Origin of the sequence: Bacteroides clarus (assembly GCF_015555825.1) — a bacterium.
Classification (GTDB): Bacteria; Bacteroidota; Bacteroidia; order Bacteroidales; family Bacteroidaceae; genus Bacteroides; species Bacteroides clarus.
In genome coordinates, this window is record NZ_JADNLF010000001.1 from 486112 (window position 1) to 504520 (window position 18409).

The window sequence follows — 18409 nt, forward strand, 5'->3', positions numbered from 1 at the left end:
CTATAAAAAGATTTAATAACATTCTCTATACAAATTATTGTTGTATTTTTGCAATTCAATTTAAACCTAACGATTTGCATGACTGCAACAAAGGATGATTTTTATCACGTCGGACTTACCGACGATGAAGTACGGAAGAGCCGTACCGAGCATGGTGTAAACCTGTTGACACCCCCGAAGCGCCCGTCTTTGTGGAAACTCTATCTGGAAAAGTTTGAAGACCCGGTAGTAAGAGTACTGTTGGTGGCCGCTTTCTTCTCTTTGATTATCTCCGTAGTAGAGAACGAGTATGCCGAAACAATCGGTATCATAGCTGCTATCTTGCTGGCTACGGGTATCGGTTTCTTTTTTGAATACGATGCCAATAAAAAGTTCGATTTGCTGAATGCGGTGAACGAGGAAACACTGGTAAAGGTTATCCGTAACGGGCGCGTACAGGAAATTCCCCGTAAGGATGTGGTGGTCGGCGATGTTATTATTCTGGAAACCGGCGAGGAAATCCCTGCTGACGGTGAATTGCTGGAAGCCATTTCCCTGCAAGTAAACGAATCCAATCTTACAGGTGAGCCTGTGATAACCAAAACTACCGTGGAAGCCGATTTCGATGAAGAAGCCACTTATGCTTCCAATCGTGTGCTGCGCGGTACAACGGTAGTCGACGGGCATGGAGTTATGCGCGTGGAGTCCGTAGGCGATGCTACGGAGATTGGAAAAGTGGCTCGCCAGAGTACGGAACAAAGTACCGAGCCTACTCCGTTGAATATCCAACTTACAAAACTTGCCAACCTCATAGGAAAAATCGGTTTCTCGGTAGCCGGTCTTGCATTCGCCATCTTCTTTATAAAGGATGTGGTTCTGGTGTATGATTTTGCCTCATTCCATACCTTTGAGCAATGGCTGCCCGCACTGAAGGCCACTTTGCAGTACTTTATGATGGCGGTAACGTTGATTGTTGTTGCCGTTCCCGAAGGTCTGCCCATGAGTGTGACGCTCAGTCTGGCGCTGAATATGCGCCGTATGCTTTCCACCAATAACCTGGTGCGGAAGATGCACGCTTGCGAAACGATGGGGGCGATAACCGTTATCTGCACGGACAAGACGGGGACGCTGACACAAAACCTGATGCAGGTGTACGAACCGAATTTCTACGGATTGAAGAACGGGCGGGAAATAGGAGAAGATGATTTAAGCAAACTGGTAATAGAGGGTATCAGCGCCAATTCCACTGCTTTTCTGGAAGAGATAACTCCGGGAGAGAAGCCCAAGGGGGTAGGGAATCCTACCGAGGTGGCTTTACTTCTGTGGCTCGATAGCCAAAAACGTAATTATCTGGAGTTGAGAGAGGCTGTCAAGGTACTTGACCAGTTGACTTTCTCTACCGAACGGAAGTTTATGGCAACACTGGTACACTCTCCTCTGATTGGGAAGAAGGTACTTTATGTAAAGGGCGCTCCCGAAATCGTATTGGGAAAATGTAAGGACGTTCTTTTGGACGGTAAGCGGGTGGATGCGGCAGAATATCGTTCTACGGTAGAGGCTCAGTTGCTGAACTACCAGAACATGGCGATGCGTACGCTCGGTTTTGCCTATAAGATAGTAGACGACACGGAACCGGCCGACTGTGTGGCATTGGTCGCAGAGAATGATTTGTCTTTCCTCGGCGTTGTAGCTATCAGCGACCCTATACGTCCGGATGTGCCTGCGGCGGTCGCAAAATGCCAGTCGGCAGGTATCGGCGTCAAGATAGTAACGGGAGATACGCCGGGTACGGCAACCGAAATCGCACGGCAAATCGGTTTATGGCAACCGGAAGATACGGAGCGCAACCGTATTACGGGTGCTGCCTTTGCAGACCTGACGGACGAGGAAGCGCTCGACCGGGTGTTGGATTTGAAGATTATGTCGCGCGCCCGTCCTACCGATAAGCAACGTCTCGTTCAGCTATTGCAACAGAAAGGTGCGGTGGTAGCCGTGACAGGTGACGGAACCAATGACGCTCCGGCCTTGAACCATGCGCAGGTGGGATTGTCTATGGGAACGGGAACGTCTGTCGCCAAAGAAGCAAGCGATATCACATTGTTGGACGACTCTTTCAACAGTATCGGTACGGCCGTAATGTGGGGACGTTCTTTATATAAGAATATACAGCGTTTCATCGTATTCCAACTGACGATTAACTTCGTGGCATTGTTCATCGTATTGCTTGGCTCGTTGGTGGGTACAGAATTGCCGTTGACCGTAACGCAGATGTTGTGGGTGAACCTGATTATGGATACCTTTGCAGCTTTGGCTTTGGCGTCTATTCCGCCCAGTGAAAGCGTGATGAAAGAGAAACCCCGCAAAAGTACCGATTTCATTATAACCGGGTCCATGAGAAATTACATTCTCGGTATGGGCACTACTTTCCTTGTATTGCTTATGGGCATGTTGTTCTGGTTTAATAACGAAGAGGGAGGTATGACTGTACAGCGCTTGACTGTCTTTTTTACCTTCTTTGTTATGCTGCAATTCTGGAACCTGTTCAATGCGAGAGTATTCGGTACATCGGACTCCGCTTTTAAGGGAATGTCCAAATCTTACGGTATGGAGCTGGTGGTACTTGCCATTTTGGGCGGTCAGTTTGTCATCGTACAGTTCGGCGGGGCGGTATTCCGTACGGAGCCGCTTGATTTCACGACATGGGCGATAATCATTGCTTCTACTTCTTTGGTATTATGGGTGGGCGAAGGGATTCGTCTTGTCCGACGTCTAATGCAAAAATGAGAGGATGAAAAGAAAAGGAATTAAAAACCTTATAGTGGACTTTGGCGGCGTACTGATTGATTTAGACCGCCAACGCTGTTTGGAAAACTTCAGAGAGTTGGGATTGCAGGATGTAGAGCATACCCTCGACATATATCATCAACAGGATTTCTTCCAGCAATATGAGAAAGGCCTTATCTCCAGTGCCGATTTTCGGAATGTGATACGGGAAAAGATAGGAAGAGACGTTGCCGATGCCCGTATTGATGCCGCATGGAACAGTTTTCTGGTGAGCATACCGACCTATAAACTGGACTTGTTATTGGCTTTGCGTAAGGATTATGTGGTATACCTGTTGAGCAATACCAATGAAATCCATTGGGAGTGGTCTTGTGAGCACGCCTTTCCCTATAAGGCATTCCGCGTAGAAGATTATTTCGAGCATATTTTCCTGTCTTATGAGATGAAGATGGCAAAGCCCGACGAGGAAATCTTCCGGAAAGTGCTGGATGATGCAGGCTTAGACCCGAAAGAAACTTTCTTTATCGATGATTCGGAAACTAATTGTCTGACTGCCCGGTCATTGGGAATTTCCACCTACACCCCGAAAGCCGGTGAGGACTGGGGGCATTTATTTAAATAAACCAATCGTATAAGGTGAGTATGCAGCTATGTTCCGGAATATCCGGCAAAGAACTCCTGCCCAGTGTAGCCACCATCGGCTTTTTTGACGGAGTGCATCGGGGACATCGGTTTCTGATAGAACAGGTGTGCAAGGCTGCGGCTGCACGTGGACTTGCTTCGTCGGTCATTACCTTTCCCGTACATCCCCGCAAGGTCATGCAACCCGGTTTTCATCCCGAGCTGCTCACTACTTGCGATGAGAAAGTTGCCCTGCTTGCCGGTACAGGTGTGGATTACTGCGTCATGCTTGATTTTACGCTTGACTTGGCTCGTCTTTCGGCCAAGCAATTTATGGCTGCCTTGAAGCAAGACTATCAGGTACAGGCTTTGGTAATCGGTTATGACCACCGTTTCGGGCATAATCGCAGTGAGGGATTTGATGATTATGTACGTTACGGGCGGGAACTGGGAATGGAAGTGATATTGGCGCAGGCCTATTCAACTGACGCGATGACGGTCAGTTCCTCGGCTGTCCGCCGTCTTTTGCTGGAAGGAAACGTTTCGGAAGCGGCAGACTGCCTGGGGTATCATTTCTTTTTGAACGGTACGGTTGTGAACGGTTATCACGTCGGACGCAAGATAGGCTTTCCGACCGCCAATCTATGTGTCAACGATTCTGAAAAACTGGTTCCGGCTGACGGAGTATACGCCGTTTATGTCTTTCTCGGTGAGAAGAAGCATACGGGAATGTTGAGTATCGGTTACCGCCCGACGTTGAATAATGGCATAGACCGTAGCATCGAGGTGCATATCTTCAATTTTGACGCTGATATTTACGATCAACCTATGCGGCTGTCTTTCGTCCGCCGTACCCGCCCGGAGCTGAAGTTCGATTCCATAGACGAATTGATAGCGCAACTCCATAAAGACGAGGCGGAAATCACCGCTATCCTTTCATAATACCGCTTTCTGCGTTGCCGTTATTGGGTCTCTTCTTGCATATTTATTGAAAAACATATCTTTTTTATCGTTTTTCGATAAAAAGATACTGTTTCTTTTTGTCTTTTCAGAAAAAGCTCCTTTATTTGCATATCGAAAAACGATAAATTCTTATTGAAAAACAGAATTTGAGGTAAGAATAAGTACTGATTATAAAAAGTCCATGGTTATGAAAAGAGCCTTTATGAGTATTACGTTGCTGGTACTGTCACTGTCTATGGTGATGATGTTATTAATGGGAGTTGTTACCACTGCTTGACGAGTTCACGGGAAAATGTGTATCTTTACACGCTTTTAAAAAAGAAGAGAACGATGAAAACAGCGATAAAACTGGTTTTGATTTATTTTGTGATGCAGATTTTGGCCGCATTGTTGGTGATGCCTTTCACAATGCTTTATTCTTACGCGGTCAACGGTACGATAGATGATACGAGTACCGCGGCTTTGGCTCCGAGCATGTTGCTGGGATTTGTAGGTATGGGAGCTTATCTGTGGAGAAAGGGGTATCTGAAGGGAGATAAAAGGATATGGTCTCCGGTGTCGGTCGCTTATCTGGGATGGAGCGTCGTTATAGGTCTTGCCACTATTTTCCTGATAGACTTTGTGATGTCCAAACTGTCTTTCCTGCCTGATTGGATGGGAGCTACATTCGATGTGCTGCAATCGGGTTGGCTGGGTATTATCTGTATCTCGGTGTTAGGGCCTGTTTTAGAGGAGATGCTGTTTCGCGGGGCGATTACCAAAGTGCTGTTGCAAAAGTACAGTCCGGTGAAGGCTATTATCCTTTCCGCCCTTATTTTCGGAATTTTCCATATTAATCCGGCACAGGTGGTGGGCGCTGTATTGTCGGGTGTCTTGTTTGCCTGGCTTTATTATAAAACGGGCAGCCTCGTTCCCGGAATTCTGATACATATCCTGAACAACAGCCTGTCGGTATTCCTCAGTTTGCATTATCCGGATGTGGAGTATACGTCCGATTTGTTGGGAGAACCGGCGTATTGGATATGTCTGGCGGTAGCGGTGGCGTTACTTGCCGTTTCTTATAAAGTGATGAATGCTTATCGTTCTCCGGATTCTAATACGCTTAAAGTATGAAAAGAAGACTGAACATTCTTTGTATAATTGTAGTGCTCGTACTGGGTTATTCGGTTCTTGAAACCGGTTACTATTTCATTGTGGGAGTAAAAGCCGGGGTAGAAGCCGGCGCCGAAAACGCTGTTTCTGCCGAAAACAGGAAAGAACTGATAAATATGAAGTATATCAGTCTGCTGCCGGAGCACCTTTCCAAAGTAGGTAATAACGGTCTTTTCCAGGATTCCGTTTATAATGAGAAGAGCGGCGAGTATGTGCCGGTGTCTTTCAATTCGATGATGGTCAGCGTCGATACGAAGTCCGCGACTATGGAGCAGGCGGCCTTTTCTTTACTGAATTTGCTTCACATGGCTATATGTATATGGGCCATCGTCCTTTTTGTCCGTTTGGTGATTTCCATCAATAAGTCCGATATCTTCAACTGGAAGAACGTCCGCCGTCTGCGTCTGTTGGGGACGACACTGATTATCAGTTTTTGTACGGCGCTTCTTCCGGCGTATCTTACTTTCAGAAGCGTAGAAAAGGTATTCTCCGTCCGCGGTTATGAACTGGACCTTTCGGATATGGTGAATACCACTACCCTGGTATTGGGAATCTCCACTCTGATTGTAGCCGAGGTATTCGCTATCGGGTTGAAGATGAAAGAGGAACAGGACTTGACGATTTAACGGAATATTGAGAAAAAGATAATGATTATAGTAAACCTTGACATAATGATGGCCCGAAGGAAAATATCTTTGGGGGAGTTGGCGGAGAAGATTGACATTACGCCGGCAAATCTTTCTATTCTGAAAACCGGTAAGGCGAAGGCTATTCGCTTTTCTACGTTAGAGGCTATCTGTAAGGTATTGGATTGCCAGCCGGGAGATATACTGGAATATGTGGAGGGAGAAGAAAAGTAAAGTAAAGCGGTATTTATATAGAGGTTGTGTCAAAATGCACTTGATGATTTCTTTCAGGGAAGGATTACACGGATTTCACAGATTTACTTTATCCTTTTTCCGTGAAATCCGTGTAATCCTTCCCTGAAAAACAAACAGTAAACGTTCTTTTGTTCTTCCGTCCGGAACTACACGCTACTCAGGCATTCGTTCCTTTTGCCTTGAATGCCAACGCATACATCCGCATCTGCTTCACCATGGAGAGCAATCCGTTGCTGCGTGTAGGAGAAAGGTGCTCCTTCAGTCCTATCTTATCTATAAAGTAAAGGTCGGCATTCAGAATCTCGTCCGGTGTATGTCCGGAGAGCACTTTGATGAGCAGTGAAATAATCCCTTTCACGATTAAAGCGTCGCTTTCCGCCTGGAAAACGATTTTACCGTTTTCCTCGTCCGCTTGCAGCCACACACGGCTTTGGCAACCTTCAATTAGATTTTGTTCCGTCTTATATTTGTCGTCCAGCGGTTCCTGTTCGTTTCCTAAGTCGATGAGGAGTTGGTAGCGATCCATCCAATCGTCGAAATCGTTGAATTCGGCGATTACTTCATCTTGTACTTCGTTGATACTCATAATAATTTATCTTTAGTATTTATTTCTCTTTGTAGATAACTTCCATCACCGTTTGGCCTACTGCCTTCAGGGTGTTGCGGTCGATGCCGTCCATATCATCCTTCAGGGTATGCCAGTTCTCGTAGAATCCGGTTTCCTCGCTGTATTGAATGATGTCGATGGTAGGAATCCGTGCATTCCGGTATACAAAAAGGTGGTCGTCCGTTACGGTACTCCCTTTTTCTTTTACGAAATAACGGCCGTAGCCTAAGTTGTTGGCGGCGTTCCATACTTTCCGGTTGATGTCTTTGGCAAATTCCTCGGAATATCTTTCGTAGAAGAAAGTGGCGTCTTTGGCGCCCACCATGTCCAGAAGAATGCCGAAACGTGCGTTGTATCCCTGCACATGAGGGTTCTGCGCCCAGTATTGCGAGCCGAGCCCCCAGTATTCCTCTTTATGATTACCCGTATAGGATTGGTGAGGCCCGTAGTCTTCGGCGTCCACCAATACGATGTCGATACCCAGTTCCGGCAGTTGCTTATGGAGTTGGCGGGCAATTTCGAGCAGTACGCCTACACCGCTTGCCCCGTCGTTGGCACCGAGAATGGGTGTATGCCGTTTCGTTTCATCAGGGTCGGCATCCGCCCAGGGACGGCTGTCCCAATGAGAGAGAAGCACGATGCGTTTCTTTGTTTCGGGCTTGTAGCTGCCGATGATATTGCGTGCTTTCAGCAGAGTGCCGTCGTAGGCGATTAAATCCGCTTGCTGGTTGTATACCGTGGCGCCGAATTGTTCCAGCTTCTTTGCGAGATACTCCCCGCAGGCTTTATGCGCCGCGGTATTGGGTACGCGAGGCCCAAAGCCCACTTGCGCCTTGACATACCGGTAAGCGCTGTCCGCATCGAATTGGGGCACGCTGACCGTACTCCCGGGTTGTTTTTCCTCACTGTCCGTAGTACCTTTGCTTTTATTGCTGCACGCTACCATTGCTATGAGCAGCAGTAGGGATAGGGGGATGATTGTATAATTCCGTTTCATTCTTTGTGGGTATTAAAACTTAGTTTCACTTCTTTCTTTCCGACTTCCAGCGTGACCCGCGCACCGTTAATCATCGGTACGTTCATCGTGACGTGCCCCACTGGAAAGCCGAAGCATATGGGGTAATCGTATTCTTTGACCAAATCGGCCAACGCGCCGTACAGGTCTTTGCCTAAAGACATGTTCTCCTCGTATTCGGTGAATTGCCCGATGACGAGCCCGGACAGCTTTTCGAGTACGCCGCCCAGCTTTAGATTGTACATCATGCGTTCCACCGCATGGGGACGCTCGCCTATGTCCTCAATGAAGAGCACCGTACCTTCTGCCGGAATATCGTAGGGCGTTCCGCGCAGTCCGTAGAACACGGATATGTTGCCGCCCCGGAGGATGCCCGTACCCTCGCCTTTGTGATTGAACTTATGTGCCGGGCAGGTATAGCCGAACGAGGCTTCTTCTTGCAGTTTATTGCCGAACAGGATGTCTTTCAAGGCCTGGGTACAAAAGTCGTCTTCCGGCTCCACGGTGAGATGCCGCGCCATGGGAGCGTGCAGCGAAGCGAAGCCGTTTTGCTGGAGCACATTGTGCAGGGCGGTGATATCACTGAAACCGATAAGCCATTTGGGATGTTGGCGGAACTTGGTAAAGTCAAGCTGTCCCACCAGATGCACAGCGCCGTATCCGCCGCGACTGCAAAGGATAACTTTGGCTTTCTCGTCGTCCATGGCTTCTTGCAGGTCTTTCAAGCGTTGCTGTATGCTTCCTGCGTAAGTGCCGTGCGCGCTGCCTGCATGTTTGGCGACGACCACGTCCAGTCCCCACGACTTCAGCCGCTTTTTGGCTCCTTTCAGGAAGGACTTGTCAATCTTGCTGGAAGGGGAGAGAATAATCACCCGGTCGCCCTCGTGCACGTATGGCGGAAAAATAAGGCTGTTCATATTGTATATCTCTCTGTATTTGTGACAAAAGTACATAATTCACCACAGAGGGCACAGCGTTTCACGGAGTTTTTTTTATTTCTTTAGGGGTGTTGCGGTAAATCACGGCCTGTTTCGGCTTGTAACATAGCATGCTTTTTCAGGCTGCCCTCTGTGGTGAATCTGTCAAAATGATATAAAACATAGAAAATAAAATAAGGTGTAACGTTTATTTTCTCGGCATTTTTTTAGATATTTGCTAAAAAACTAACGTTATGGAACCGATTCGGAACTTTGATCAGTTGACTTCTCATCTGAAAACCCTAAATAAAAGGAAGCGCATTGCCGTAGTTTGTGCCAATGACCCCAATACTGAATATGCTATCGCCCGCGCTTTGGATGAAGGCATTGCGGAGTTTCTGATGATTGGCGATTCGGCCATCTTGGAGAAATACCCTACTTTGAAGAAATATCCCGAATACGTGCAGACACTGCATATCGAAGATAAAGACGAGGCGGCGCGCGAGGCTGTCCGCATCGTGCGCGAGGGCGGTGCGGATATTCTGATGAAAGGTATCATCAATACGGATAATCTGCTCCGTGCCATTCTCGACAAGGAGAAAGGGCTGCTGCCCAAAGGCAGGATACTGACGCATCTGGCCGTCATGCAGATTCCCACCTATGATAAACTGCTGTTCTTCTCGGATGCCGCTGTCATCCCCCGGCCTACCCTGCAACAGCGCATAGAGATGATTTGGTATGCCATCCATACCTGCCGCCATTTCGGTATCGGGCAGCCGCGCATCGCGCTTATCCATTGCACGGAAAAGGTGAGCGCCAAGTTTCCCCATTCGTTGGATTACGTCAATATCGTAGAACTTGCCGAGGCGGGCGAGTTCGGAAACGTCATTATCGACGGCCCGCTGGATGTAAAGACTTCCTGCGAAAAGACGAGCGGCGACATCAAAGGTATCGTATCCCCCATCAACGGTGAGGCCGATGTCTTGATTTTCCCGAACATCGAATCGGGCAATGCCTTTTATAAAGCCGTCTCCCTCTTCTCCCATGCCGATATGGCGGGATTGCTTCAAGGCCCCGTCTGCCCCGTTGTGTTACCTTCGCGCAGCGACTCCGGCTTGTCCAAATATTACAGTATCGCCATGGCATGCCTGACCAGTTGTGGCTCGGAAACGGCAAATGATACCTCGCGACTGTCAAATAGTAAATCGTAAATAATACCCGCATCGATGAATCTACTCGTCATCAACCCCGGTTCCACTTCGACAAAGATTGCCGTATACGAAAACGACGTGCCCCGCCTGGTGCGCAACATCCGTCATACAGTAGACGAACTGTCTTCGTTCTCCCATATCATCGACCAGTTTGAATTCCGCAAGAATTTGGTGCTGAAAGAGTTGGAAGCCAATAATATCCCTTTTGAGTTTGACGCCATAGTGGGGCGCGGCGGACTGCTGAAACCCATACCGGGCGGCGTATACGAGGTGAATGATGCCATGCTGGACGATATTCTTCATGCCATGCGCACCCACGCCTGCAACTTGGGATGCCTCATAGCTTCCGAGCTTGCCGCGCTGCTTCCCGGCTGTCGTGCCTTCATTGCCGACCCCGGCGTTGTGGACGAGCTGGACGAGATAGCCCGCATCACAGGTTCTCCCCTTATGCCCCGCATCACCATCTGGCATGCGCTGAACCAGCGTGCCATTGCCCGCCGCTATGCCGCCGAGCATGATACGCGCTACGAAGAACTCGACCTGATTGTCTGCCATTTGGGCGGCGGCATATCCGTCGGCGTTCATCATCATGGCAAGGCTGTCGACGTAAACAACGCGCTCGACGGTGAAGGCCCGTTCTCGCCGGAACGTGCCGGTACGCTCCCTGCCGGGCAGTTGATAGACCTCTGCTGTTCCGGTCGCTACACAAAAGACGAACTCAAAAAGCGCATCTCCGGCCGTGCCGGACTGACAGCCCACCTGGGCACGACCGATGTTCCCGCCATTGTCCGCCGGATAGAGGAAGGGGACAAACATGCCGAATCGGTGCTGGATGCCATGATTTACCAGATTGCCAAGAGCATCGGTGCGGCTTCCGTTGTGCTGTACGGCCGGATAGATGCCATTCTGCTGACAGGCGGCATGGCACATTCCGATTATATCATTTCCCGTCTGAAGGAGCGCATCTCGTTCCTTGCTCCGGTGCACGTCTACCCGGGTGAGGATGAAATGGAAGCATTGGCGCTGAACGCGCTTGGAGCATTGAGGGGAGAGCTTCCGGTACAGGAATATAAGTAATCTCTCATAGCGCTTACAATCAATAAGATACGTGTACCAGGTTTGTACCAAGCCGTGGTACTTGCCGTACCAACCTTAGGTACACGTCGTACCATTGGTTGGTACGAGAGATACCAACCGTGGGTACATCCCGAAACCCGCGGGCTTATCCGCGTCATCCCCCGTACTTGGGCAAAGAAGCTTCCTGCCTGCTGCCCGCCACTTTCTGCCTACCCTATAAAAAGAAGGAGCAAAGCCCCCCGACTCTGCTCCTTACAACCTTTTTCCCGTAATAACTAATACGGAGAAAACACCACTGATTAAAAAATATATCTTTGTATCATTTAAAAGTTATTCCGTCCGGTATCCCACCAAAGACGTGTGCCGCCATTGTCTGCACCGCCCAGCTTGCCTACTAAAGCGTCATACAACGCTTTGTTGTCCGTTTTGTAGTCTTGGTTGAAGAATACGCGGCGAATCATATCGTCGGTGCTGATGGTGTTGCCGCTGTTGTTCACTGCGACCTTGATGAGCCGGGGATAGCCGGTACGGCGTTGTTCCGCCCATGCTTCGCAACCTTCCGGATAGAGAGCCAGCCACTTTTGGGTGATGATTCTCTCCAGTTTCTGTTCCGGTGTGGCGCTTTCATCCCATTTCGGAGTAATGCTTGTCGGTGCGTCCGCATCGAATTTCTTATCGAATGCGTCCACATAAGCCGCCGGAGTTTCTTCGCTTTCCAGATAGTCGCTTACGCCGTTGGCATCCCATTGCGAGAAGGATACGGTGATACCCTGCTTGTAGCAGTTCTCCACGTCCTCGGAAGTGTAGCCTCTTAAAGCTGCTTCTGCACGCAGGAACCATACTTCGGCCGCACTCATGACAATGATTTTACTGCCGGTGGTAATGGTGGTTTGAGAGTGTGTGGAGTAGCGGTTGTCGGCTACGCCTGTTCCCTGGCGGACACCTTTATAGTCGCCTTCGAGGCTGCCGAGCTGTTTCACGCCGGCCACTTCCTTGATAATGTTGCCGTCTTTGTCTCTGCCGTCTTGCGCGGGATTGAAGTATGATTTGAGACGAGGGTCGTTATAACCTTTTAAGAAAGATTCCAGGTTTGCGTTCATGTATACCTCGCTCCAGCCGGCAACACCGCCCAGCGGATTACGGATGCCGTATTCGCCTACCGTTTCGTTGGCGGTTTCCAGTACGCCGCCGTTGGCTGCATCCAAAGCTGCCTTGGCTTGTTCCTCGGCCAGTTCGGGAGCTGCGTTAGACACGCGCATGGCCAGACGCAAGCGGAGGGAGTTGGCGAATTTCAGCCATTGCGCGGGAGTGCGTTTGCCTTCCGGCATCATGAAGTCGGCGCTTTCAAAGGATACGCCGCCTTTGTAATCTTTCAGTATATTCACGGCTGTGCCCAAATCCTCAAAGAAACGTTTGTAGACTTCTTCCTGCGACTGCGGCTTCTGGTCGGCTGTTCCGAATCCGTCGTAAAGGATGGGGCCGTAATAGTCGCTTACACGATGAAGGGTGGCTACTTTCAGAATCTTGGTAATGGCATGGTAAAGAGGCCATTCCTTTTCTGTATTCAACGCTTCCGCGTCGGCGATGGAAGGCATGACATATCCGTAGGTATACACCCACATGGCGCTGGTCCAGCCGTTGTTCAGATTGTAGGTGGAGTTGTTGGCGTTGAACGAGCCCGTCATGTCGTGGAAATATCCGCAGAACATATCGGCCACCAGGTTCTGTACGATTTGGTATTGCCAGTCGGTGCCGTCCACACCCGTTTGATAGATGATGCCTTTCTGAATGGTGGAGAAAGGTACGAGGTTGGTCTGGTTATCGTATTTCTGCAATTCGTCTGTATAGGCTCCTTCGGTGCTGTTGAAATCGGCAAAGTTATCGGTACAAGATGAAAAACTCAGGAGTCCGCCGAGGAGTAGTGCGGTTGTATATTTTATCTTATTCATATTGTTCGGGTATTTAGAAGGTAAATTTAATGTTGAATCCAATGTTTCTCGTTGAAGGCATGCCGAAGGTGTCCAAGCCTTGGTTATCATTGCCTACCGACATTGTCGCATCCGGATCGAACGGGGCGTCTTTGTAGATGAAGAACAGGTTGCGGGCTACCAGTGAGAGGTCTACACCCTTGATGAAGCCTGTCCTTTCGAGCATCTGTTGCGGGAAGGAATAGCCTAATGAGATTTCGCGCAAACGAATGTTCGTTCCGTCGTAGCGGTAGAATTCCGTGGTACCGTTACCGCGGTCGCCTACCATTTGATAGAATTTCTGCACGTTGTCAATCTTTTGTCCTTCGAGCATATAGTAACCTGCGTTGCGGGCATCGCCGGTAGCTTTGCTTACACCTGCATAGTCCAGTCCGGCTTGTGTCAGCGAGATAACGTCACCGCCTACGCGTGCGTCAATCAGGAAGTAGAGGGAGAAGCCTTTGTAGGTTACGGTGTTGCTCCAGCCCAGTGTCCAGTCGGGATTGAAGTTACCGATTTTGGCGGCTTTGTCGGTAGTTACCTGGGGCAAGCCGGCTTTTGCGTTGGGGTTGCCGTCTTTGTCCGTTGCAGGTTCCAGCAGGATTTTGCCGTTTGCGTCGCGTACGAATACGTTGCCGTAGATGTCGCCCAGCGAACCGCCTTCTACAACCATCATTTTATAAGGCATGCTTACATTGCCCGAAGCGTATTGGAAGTTGGGAGTGCCGCCCAAGGAAACAATCTCGTTCTTGTTGGTAGCGAAGTTGAACTGGGTTTTCCAACGGAAATTATCGTTCATCAACGGAGTGGCTCCCAACGTGATTTCAACCCCCGTATTACGTATCTTACCTGCGTTAATCCAACGGTAAGGGCGCTTTTCGGCGGTAGTGTTTACGCGAATCAACTGGTTCTTGGTGTCGGTACGGTAGAACGTGAAGTCGAAATCCAGACGGCTGTTGAAGAACTTCCATTCGGTGCCTACTTCGATGGAATTGCTGATTTCCGGTTTCAGGTCTTCTGCAAAGTAATAGTCGATGGGTTTCACTACGCCACCTGCCGTGATAGTCTGTGCGGGGCTGGTGATGCCGATGGGAAGGTCGTTACCTACCTGCGCCCATGAAGCGCGTACCTTGCCGAAGCTGATCCATTCCGGCAGATCGAGCGTCTTGTTGAGAATCCATGAAAGACCTACCGAGGGATAGAAGAAACCGGAGTTTTCGCTCTTGGTGTTGGCAAGTGTGGAAGACCAGTCGTTACGTGCGGTAACATCCAGATAAACGCTTTCTTTCCAGCCGATTTGCGCGGTGGCGAATATGGATTGGATGGTACGTCTTTGGTCGGCGGTTTCGTCAATGAATGAAGTGCCCGCACCGCTGAGGTTCATGTTGGGAACCGTAAAGACATTGGCTTTGTACAATCCCGATTTACCGGAGTCGAGGCTCAAGGAGTTGACCTTGGTAGTGTTGATGCTGCTGCCTACGGCCGCGTTCAATGCCCAATCGTTCCATGTTTTGTTGAACATAGCCATGAAGTCGCCGTAAATCATGAAGTCCTGACGGTTCATTTTGATGTAACGGCCGTTTTGGTGCGCTACGTCGGCTGCCGTACCGGCATACATCTTCTGGTCGTAATTGTCGTTGATATAGTCTACGTTACCGCGTGCCTGGACGCTGAACCAGTCGGTTATTTTCAGGTTGGCGCTTAAAGAAGCCAATGTACGGAAACGCTTGTCGGTGCTGGTTACTCTGTTTGTCAGCCAGTAGGGGTTCTGGGTGAAGCCGCTGATGTCTGTGTACCAGTTTTGCAAAGGCATGGCCCGGTTTTCATCGTACTTTTCAAAACCGTTGTCGTTGCGGTAAACTCCGAGGTCTTCACCGCGCGGGAAAGTGTACAGACCTACCAACGGGTTCATGTAATATCCGCCGGAAGTGGGGCGGTTCTTGATTTTCTGGGTCATCAGGTTGACGTTGGCATCCAATGTCAGGCGGTCGTTGAATAAGGAGGCTGTTTCCCGGAACGTGATATTATGTTTTTGCAGTTTGTTTACGTCGACAATACCTTTTGCGGTGGTATTGGCGTAAGAGAAGTAGGTCTGCATTTTTTCCTTACCTGTCATGACAGACAGCGAGTTGGTGGCGGTAACTCCGTTACTGAAATAGTCGCCAACGTTGTCGTAAGCCTTTATGGGTTTTGAGTTTGCATTTTCCGGAACCGTGCCCCAGCTTGTGGCGCCGCTTGCGCCGTATCTGTCTTGGAATTCGGGTAGGCAAATGGCATGGTCTACGGTCAGGTTGGAGTTGAATACGATGCGTTGCATACCGGCTTTCCCTTTCTTGGTGGTAATCAGGATTACGCCGTTGGCGGCCTGAGAGCCGTAGAGGGCTGCTGCGGAAGCGCCTTTCAGAATACTCATGCTTTCAATGTCGTCCGGATTCAAGTTGGAGATGCCGTCGCCGGAGTCGCGGTTGCCGGCATCGTTGTTGCCGCCCATGGCGGAGAATGCCTGTTCGGCCACGTTGTTCAGCATAGGTACGCCGTCGATGACGTATAGCGGTTGGTTGTTGCCGTCGGCATTGGCGGAACGGATACCGCGGATGGAAACTTTGGCGGAACCGCCCAAACCGGAGGAGTTGCGGGTGATGGATACGCCTGCTGTTTTGCCGGCAAGGGCGTTAATCATATTGGGGTCTTTGGCGCGCGTCAGTTCGTCGCCGCCTACCTGTTGGGTGGAGTAGGTAAGAGAGGCTTCTTTTTTCTTGATGCCCATGGCTGTTACGACAACGGTTTCCAGAGCCAGAGCTTCTTCTTTCATTTGGATTTTCAGCGATGTACGGCCGTTAAGCGCAACGTTTATAGGCTCATAGCCGATATAGGAAATGGCTAAAGTGGCATTGGCAGGTGCGTTGAGGGTGAATTCACCGTCCAGATTGGTAATGATGCCGTTGGTCGTTCCCTTCTCCAATACGTTGGCGCCGATAATAGGTTCGCCTTTGGAGTCGGTGACAACACCTTTTACGGTGACTCTTTCTTGTTGTACACCAGCAAGGCTTTCAATATTTTCGCCTTTCTTGGTCAGAACGATGTTCTTGCCTTCCATTACATATCTGATGTTGGTTCCGGCAAAAACTTCGTCCAACAGTTCGGCTACCGATTTGTTTTCAGCTTCCACGTTAACAGTGCGGCGTACATCTACGCTTTTCTTGTTATACACAAACAAATACTCTGTTTGAGATTCGATTTTGGAAAGCACCTGACCCACTCTCAGTTGGGAATTGGGGATACTGACTTTGGCATTCTGAGAGTAACTATTCCCGCAGTATGCTTGGAATGTTACAAACAGGAGAAGGAATAGTGTGATCTTCATAGTACGCAATAATTGCTTAATTTCGAAACTTTTTGGACAAAAAAGCCCATTCAAAGAAATTTTTCTCATATCTTTGTCACTGTGTTAAGTTAATAAATTGATTAAGGTCGATTTTTGACTGTTTCGGATCGGAAAGTATGGGGGTACTTTCCGATCTTTTTTTATCAAAAAAGGGGGAAGTGAATTTTCAGACTGTTTCTGCTATGGTTTCATACTATTTGGTTTTAAGGGGTTAGTACTAAATTTAAAGGTTCTTATTTATTCATATATGATTATCGAGTCTTTCGCTTCATTGATGCTGAACTTGAACGGATGTTCTTTGGAGATGGTTCGCAAGATGTGTTCGATGCCGTCCTGCTCCCTGAATTTGCCGGTCAGCCCTTCGTGGGTCAGTAGTCTGGGGCTGGTAACGCTTATCTTTACATTGTAGTATTTCTCGAGTTTATCTAAAATGCCGCTGAACGGGACGTCGTCGAAACAATACAATCCTTCTTTCCAGCGGAGATACTCGTATGAGGGGAGAATCGTTTTCTTGCAGCGTCCGTCATAGTTGGCGAAGAACTCGTCTTTTTGCAGGCGGGTGATTACCTGGTCGTTGCAGCTTGGATAAATATCTACGATACCCTCTACCAGTGTTGTCTCGAACTCTTTGCTGCCTTTGTATGCGCAGACGTTGAAGCAGGTGCCGACTACTCTTACCTTATTCATCTCCGTATGTACGTAGAATGGTAATTTCTTGTTTTTGGTAACCTCGAAATAGGCTTCGCCGTCCAGTTCTACGTTGCGTTCTTTGCGGCCGAAGTTGGAGGCGTAGGTAAGCGTTGATTGGGCGTTCAACCATACGCGTGTGCCGTCGGCAAGCGTGATTTGGGCGCGTTGTCCGGCAGGAACGGTAATGGTTTGAGGTTGTGCATTCTTATTATATATATAATCTGTGGTCATATAGTAACCGGATACGGCAATGACGATAGCTGCCGCGATACGTGCCGTCCAGCGGAGCATCGGCATGAGGCGCATCGGTTTTTTCTTGCTGTCTTGCTTTGTGGAGAATAGGGATACGTCGAACAGCATACGTTCTTTCAGGTAGGCCTCCCGATTTTCTTCGGAGGCTTCAACCCAATCCAGAATCTGCTTTTCCTCTTCAATGGAGGCTGTTCCTTTAAAATATTTATATAGTAATTCCTGATTCATCATAAAAAGTCGCTTGGTTAAAAGGAGAGCTTTCAGTGCCCTTCTGTATATATAACCGATGAGATGTGGACAACCCTATCGAAATATGGGACTTTTTTGAATAAAAGTGATTTTAATGTTTAGAGGAGTATGGAAGCCAGGTAATCTTTCAGCTCTAATCGCAGTATGCGTAGGGCTTTGGTGATATGCGCCTCTACGGTTTTCAGCGAGATGTTCAACTGCTCTGCGATTTGCTTGTTGGGGAGATTCTGGTAACGGCTTAGCATGAAAATGGTACGGCTCTGCTGAGGCATCTGCTCTAATGCCTTATGGACGATGTGCTGTATCTCGGTGTTGAATATCTGTTCGGGTTCGCAGGCTTTCAGGGTCGATATACGTAAGTTCAACTCCCGCCGGCTGTGGCTGTCGATGTCTTCTTCCGCTCGCAGCCGTATCTGTTTGTGTTCTAAAAGATTGAGGGATTTATTCTTGATAATGGTCAGTAACAAGGCGTGCAGGTTACTGCCTTCTTCCCAGCGTTCGCGGTTCTCCCATAAAGCAATCATGGATTCCATTAACACATCTTCGGCTTCCGCTTTATCTCTGAGATAGGAGTAAGCAAAAGTCAGGAACTTTTCTTGGTTCTCTTGGAAAAAACGCGAGAAAAGGTCCATTGCATGTAATCTGGTAAGATCGGACAT

General features: G+C 48.9%; 15 protein-coding genes. 8 read left to right on the plus strand and 7 right to left on the minus strand.

Annotated features, from left to right (window positions below; all coding sequences use genetic code 11):
- Positions 1-78: 78 nt before the first annotated feature.
- The 6 genes from I2F54_RS01945 (at position 79) to I2F54_RS01970 (ending at position 6359) form a co-directional block, all read left to right on the plus strand.
- Entirely contained in the window at positions 79-2763 is a 2685-nt protein-coding gene (locus tag I2F54_RS01945; RefSeq protein WP_087425454.1) for a calcium-translocating P-type ATPase, PMCA-type, read from the plus strand.
- A 4-nt stretch (positions 2764-2767) separates the two neighbouring features.
- Positions 2768-3385, plus strand: a complete 618-nt coding sequence (locus I2F54_RS01950; protein WP_118466961.1) for an HAD family hydrolase — start codon at positions 2768-2770, stop codon at positions 3383-3385.
- Between the two features lie 20 nt (positions 3386-3405).
- Positions 3406-4326, plus strand: a complete 921-nt coding sequence (locus I2F54_RS01955; RefSeq protein WP_195500456.1) for a bifunctional riboflavin kinase/FAD synthetase — start codon at positions 3406-3408, stop codon at positions 4324-4326.
- A gap of 351 nt (positions 4327-4677) precedes the next feature.
- Positions 4678-5460, plus strand: coding sequence for a CPBP family intramembrane glutamic endopeptidase (locus I2F54_RS01960; RefSeq protein WP_195500399.1), 783 nt, complete (start codon positions 4678-4680; stop codon positions 5458-5460).
- Positions 5457-6125, plus strand: a complete 669-nt coding sequence (locus I2F54_RS01965) for a DUF2975 domain-containing protein (protein WP_087425458.1) — start codon at positions 5457-5459, stop codon at positions 6123-6125. Before I2F54_RS01960 ends, I2F54_RS01965 begins: the two co-directional genes overlap by 4 nt.
- Before the next feature lie 21 nt (positions 6126-6146).
- Positions 6147-6359 carry a helix-turn-helix domain-containing protein gene (locus I2F54_RS01970; RefSeq protein ID WP_009122204.1) on the plus strand — a complete coding sequence of 71 codons (213 nt, stop codon included), beginning with the start codon at positions 6147-6149 and terminating at the stop codon, positions 6357-6359.
- Positions 6360-6537: 178 nt separating this feature from the next.
- On the opposite strand, the gene I2F54_RS01975 is transcribed toward I2F54_RS01970, so the two are convergent.
- From I2F54_RS01975 to I2F54_RS01985, 3 genes are read right to left on the minus strand one after another with little or no spacing between them, the layout of a single operon-like run.
- Entirely contained in the window at positions 6538-6966 is a 429-nt protein-coding gene (locus tag I2F54_RS01975) for a SufE family protein (RefSeq protein ID WP_009122205.1), read from the minus strand.
- 19 nt (positions 6967-6985) lie between these two features.
- Positions 6986-7984: a M20 family metallopeptidase gene (locus tag I2F54_RS01980; RefSeq protein WP_195500400.1), complete on the minus strand. Its 999-nt coding sequence runs from the start codon at positions 7982-7984 to the stop codon at positions 6986-6988.
- A complete protein-coding gene (locus I2F54_RS01985; RefSeq protein WP_195500401.1) occupies positions 7981-8919 on the minus strand; it encodes a S66 peptidase family protein in 939 nt (312 codons plus the stop codon). Before I2F54_RS01985 ends, I2F54_RS01980 begins: the two co-directional genes overlap by 4 nt.
- Before the next feature lie 254 nt (positions 8920-9173).
- Between I2F54_RS01985 and I2F54_RS01990 the strand changes: the two genes are divergently transcribed.
- Both I2F54_RS01990 and buk read left to right on the plus strand, forming a co-directional pair.
- The gene (locus tag I2F54_RS01990) at positions 9174-10130 is read left to right on the plus strand and encodes a phosphate acyltransferase (protein ID WP_009122209.1); all 957 of its coding nucleotides are present in this window, start codon (positions 9174-9176) and stop codon (positions 10128-10130) included.
- 15 nt (positions 10131-10145) lie between these two features.
- Positions 10146-11207, plus strand: coding sequence for a butyrate kinase (gene buk, locus I2F54_RS01995; RefSeq protein ID WP_009122210.1), 1062 nt, complete (start codon positions 10146-10148; stop codon positions 11205-11207).
- Between the two features lie 323 nt (positions 11208-11530).
- On the opposite strand, the gene I2F54_RS02000 is transcribed toward buk, so the two are convergent.
- The 4 genes from I2F54_RS02000 to I2F54_RS02015 form a co-directional block, all read right to left on the minus strand.
- Positions 11531-13156: a SusD/RagB family nutrient-binding outer membrane lipoprotein gene (locus I2F54_RS02000; protein WP_195500402.1), complete on the minus strand. Its 1626-nt coding sequence runs from the start codon at positions 13154-13156 to the stop codon at positions 11531-11533.
- A gap of 13 nt (positions 13157-13169) precedes the next feature.
- Positions 13170-16607 (minus strand): TonB-dependent receptor, encoded by a 3438-nt coding sequence (locus I2F54_RS02005; protein WP_195500403.1) that lies wholly within the window; start codon positions 16605-16607, stop codon positions 13170-13172.
- 189 nt (positions 16608-16796) lie between these two features.
- Positions 16797-17729: a FecR family protein gene (locus I2F54_RS02010; protein WP_162614291.1), complete on the minus strand. Its 933-nt coding sequence runs from the start codon at positions 17727-17729 to the stop codon at positions 16797-16799.
- Between the two features lie 119 nt (positions 17730-17848).
- Complete coding sequence (locus I2F54_RS02015) at positions 17849-18409, minus strand: RNA polymerase sigma-70 factor (RefSeq protein ID WP_118046125.1); 561 nt, start codon at positions 18407-18409, stop codon at positions 17849-17851.

What these genes read in the sequence shown, in the direction of transcription:
- I2F54_RS01945 (WP_087425454.1), top strand. Translation starts at nt 79, where the DNA reads ATGACTGCAACAAAGGATGATTTTTATCACGTCGGACTTACCGACGAT.
- I2F54_RS01950 (WP_118466961.1), top strand. Translation starts at nt 2,768, where the DNA reads ATGAAAAGAAAAGGAATTAAAAACCTTATAGTGGACTTTGGCGGCGTA.
- I2F54_RS01955 (WP_195500456.1), top strand. Translation starts at nt 3,406, where the DNA reads ATGCAGCTATGTTCCGGAATATCCGGCAAAGAACTCCTGCCCAGTGTA.
- I2F54_RS01960 (WP_195500399.1), top strand. Translation starts at nt 4,678, where the DNA reads ATGAAAACAGCGATAAAACTGGTTTTGATTTATTTTGTGATGCAGATT.
- I2F54_RS01965 (WP_087425458.1), top strand. Translation starts at nt 5,457, where the DNA reads ATGAAAAGAAGACTGAACATTCTTTGTATAATTGTAGTGCTCGTACTG.
- I2F54_RS01970 (WP_009122204.1), top strand. Translation starts at nt 6,147, where the DNA reads ATGATTATAGTAAACCTTGACATAATGATGGCCCGAAGGAAAATATCT.
- I2F54_RS01975 (WP_009122205.1), bottom strand. Translation starts at nt 6,966, where the DNA reads ATGAGTATCAACGAAGTACAAGATGAAGTAATCGCCGAATTCAACGAT.
- I2F54_RS01980 (WP_195500400.1), bottom strand. Translation starts at nt 7,984, where the DNA reads ATGAAACGGAATTATACAATCATCCCCCTATCCCTACTGCTGCTCATA.
- I2F54_RS01985 (WP_195500401.1), bottom strand. Translation starts at nt 8,919, where the DNA reads ATGAACAGCCTTATTTTTCCGCCATACGTGCACGAGGGCGACCGGGTG.
- I2F54_RS01990 (WP_009122209.1), top strand. Translation starts at nt 9,174, where the DNA reads ATGGAACCGATTCGGAACTTTGATCAGTTGACTTCTCATCTGAAAACC.
- buk (WP_009122210.1), top strand. Translation starts at nt 10,146, where the DNA reads ATGAATCTACTCGTCATCAACCCCGGTTCCACTTCGACAAAGATTGCC.
- I2F54_RS02000 (WP_195500402.1), bottom strand. Translation starts at nt 13,156, where the DNA reads ATGAATAAGATAAAATATACAACCGCACTACTCCTCGGCGGACTCCTG.
- I2F54_RS02005 (WP_195500403.1), bottom strand. Translation starts at nt 16,607, where the DNA reads ATGAGAAAAATTTCTTTGAATGGGCTTTTTTGTCCAAAAAGTTTCGAA.
- I2F54_RS02010 (WP_162614291.1), bottom strand. Translation starts at nt 17,729, where the DNA reads ATGAATCAGGAATTACTATATAAATATTTTAAAGGAACAGCCTCCATT.
- I2F54_RS02015 (WP_118046125.1), bottom strand. Translation starts at nt 18,409, where the DNA reads ATGTCCGATCTTACCAGATTACATGCAATGGACCTTTTCTCGCGTTTT.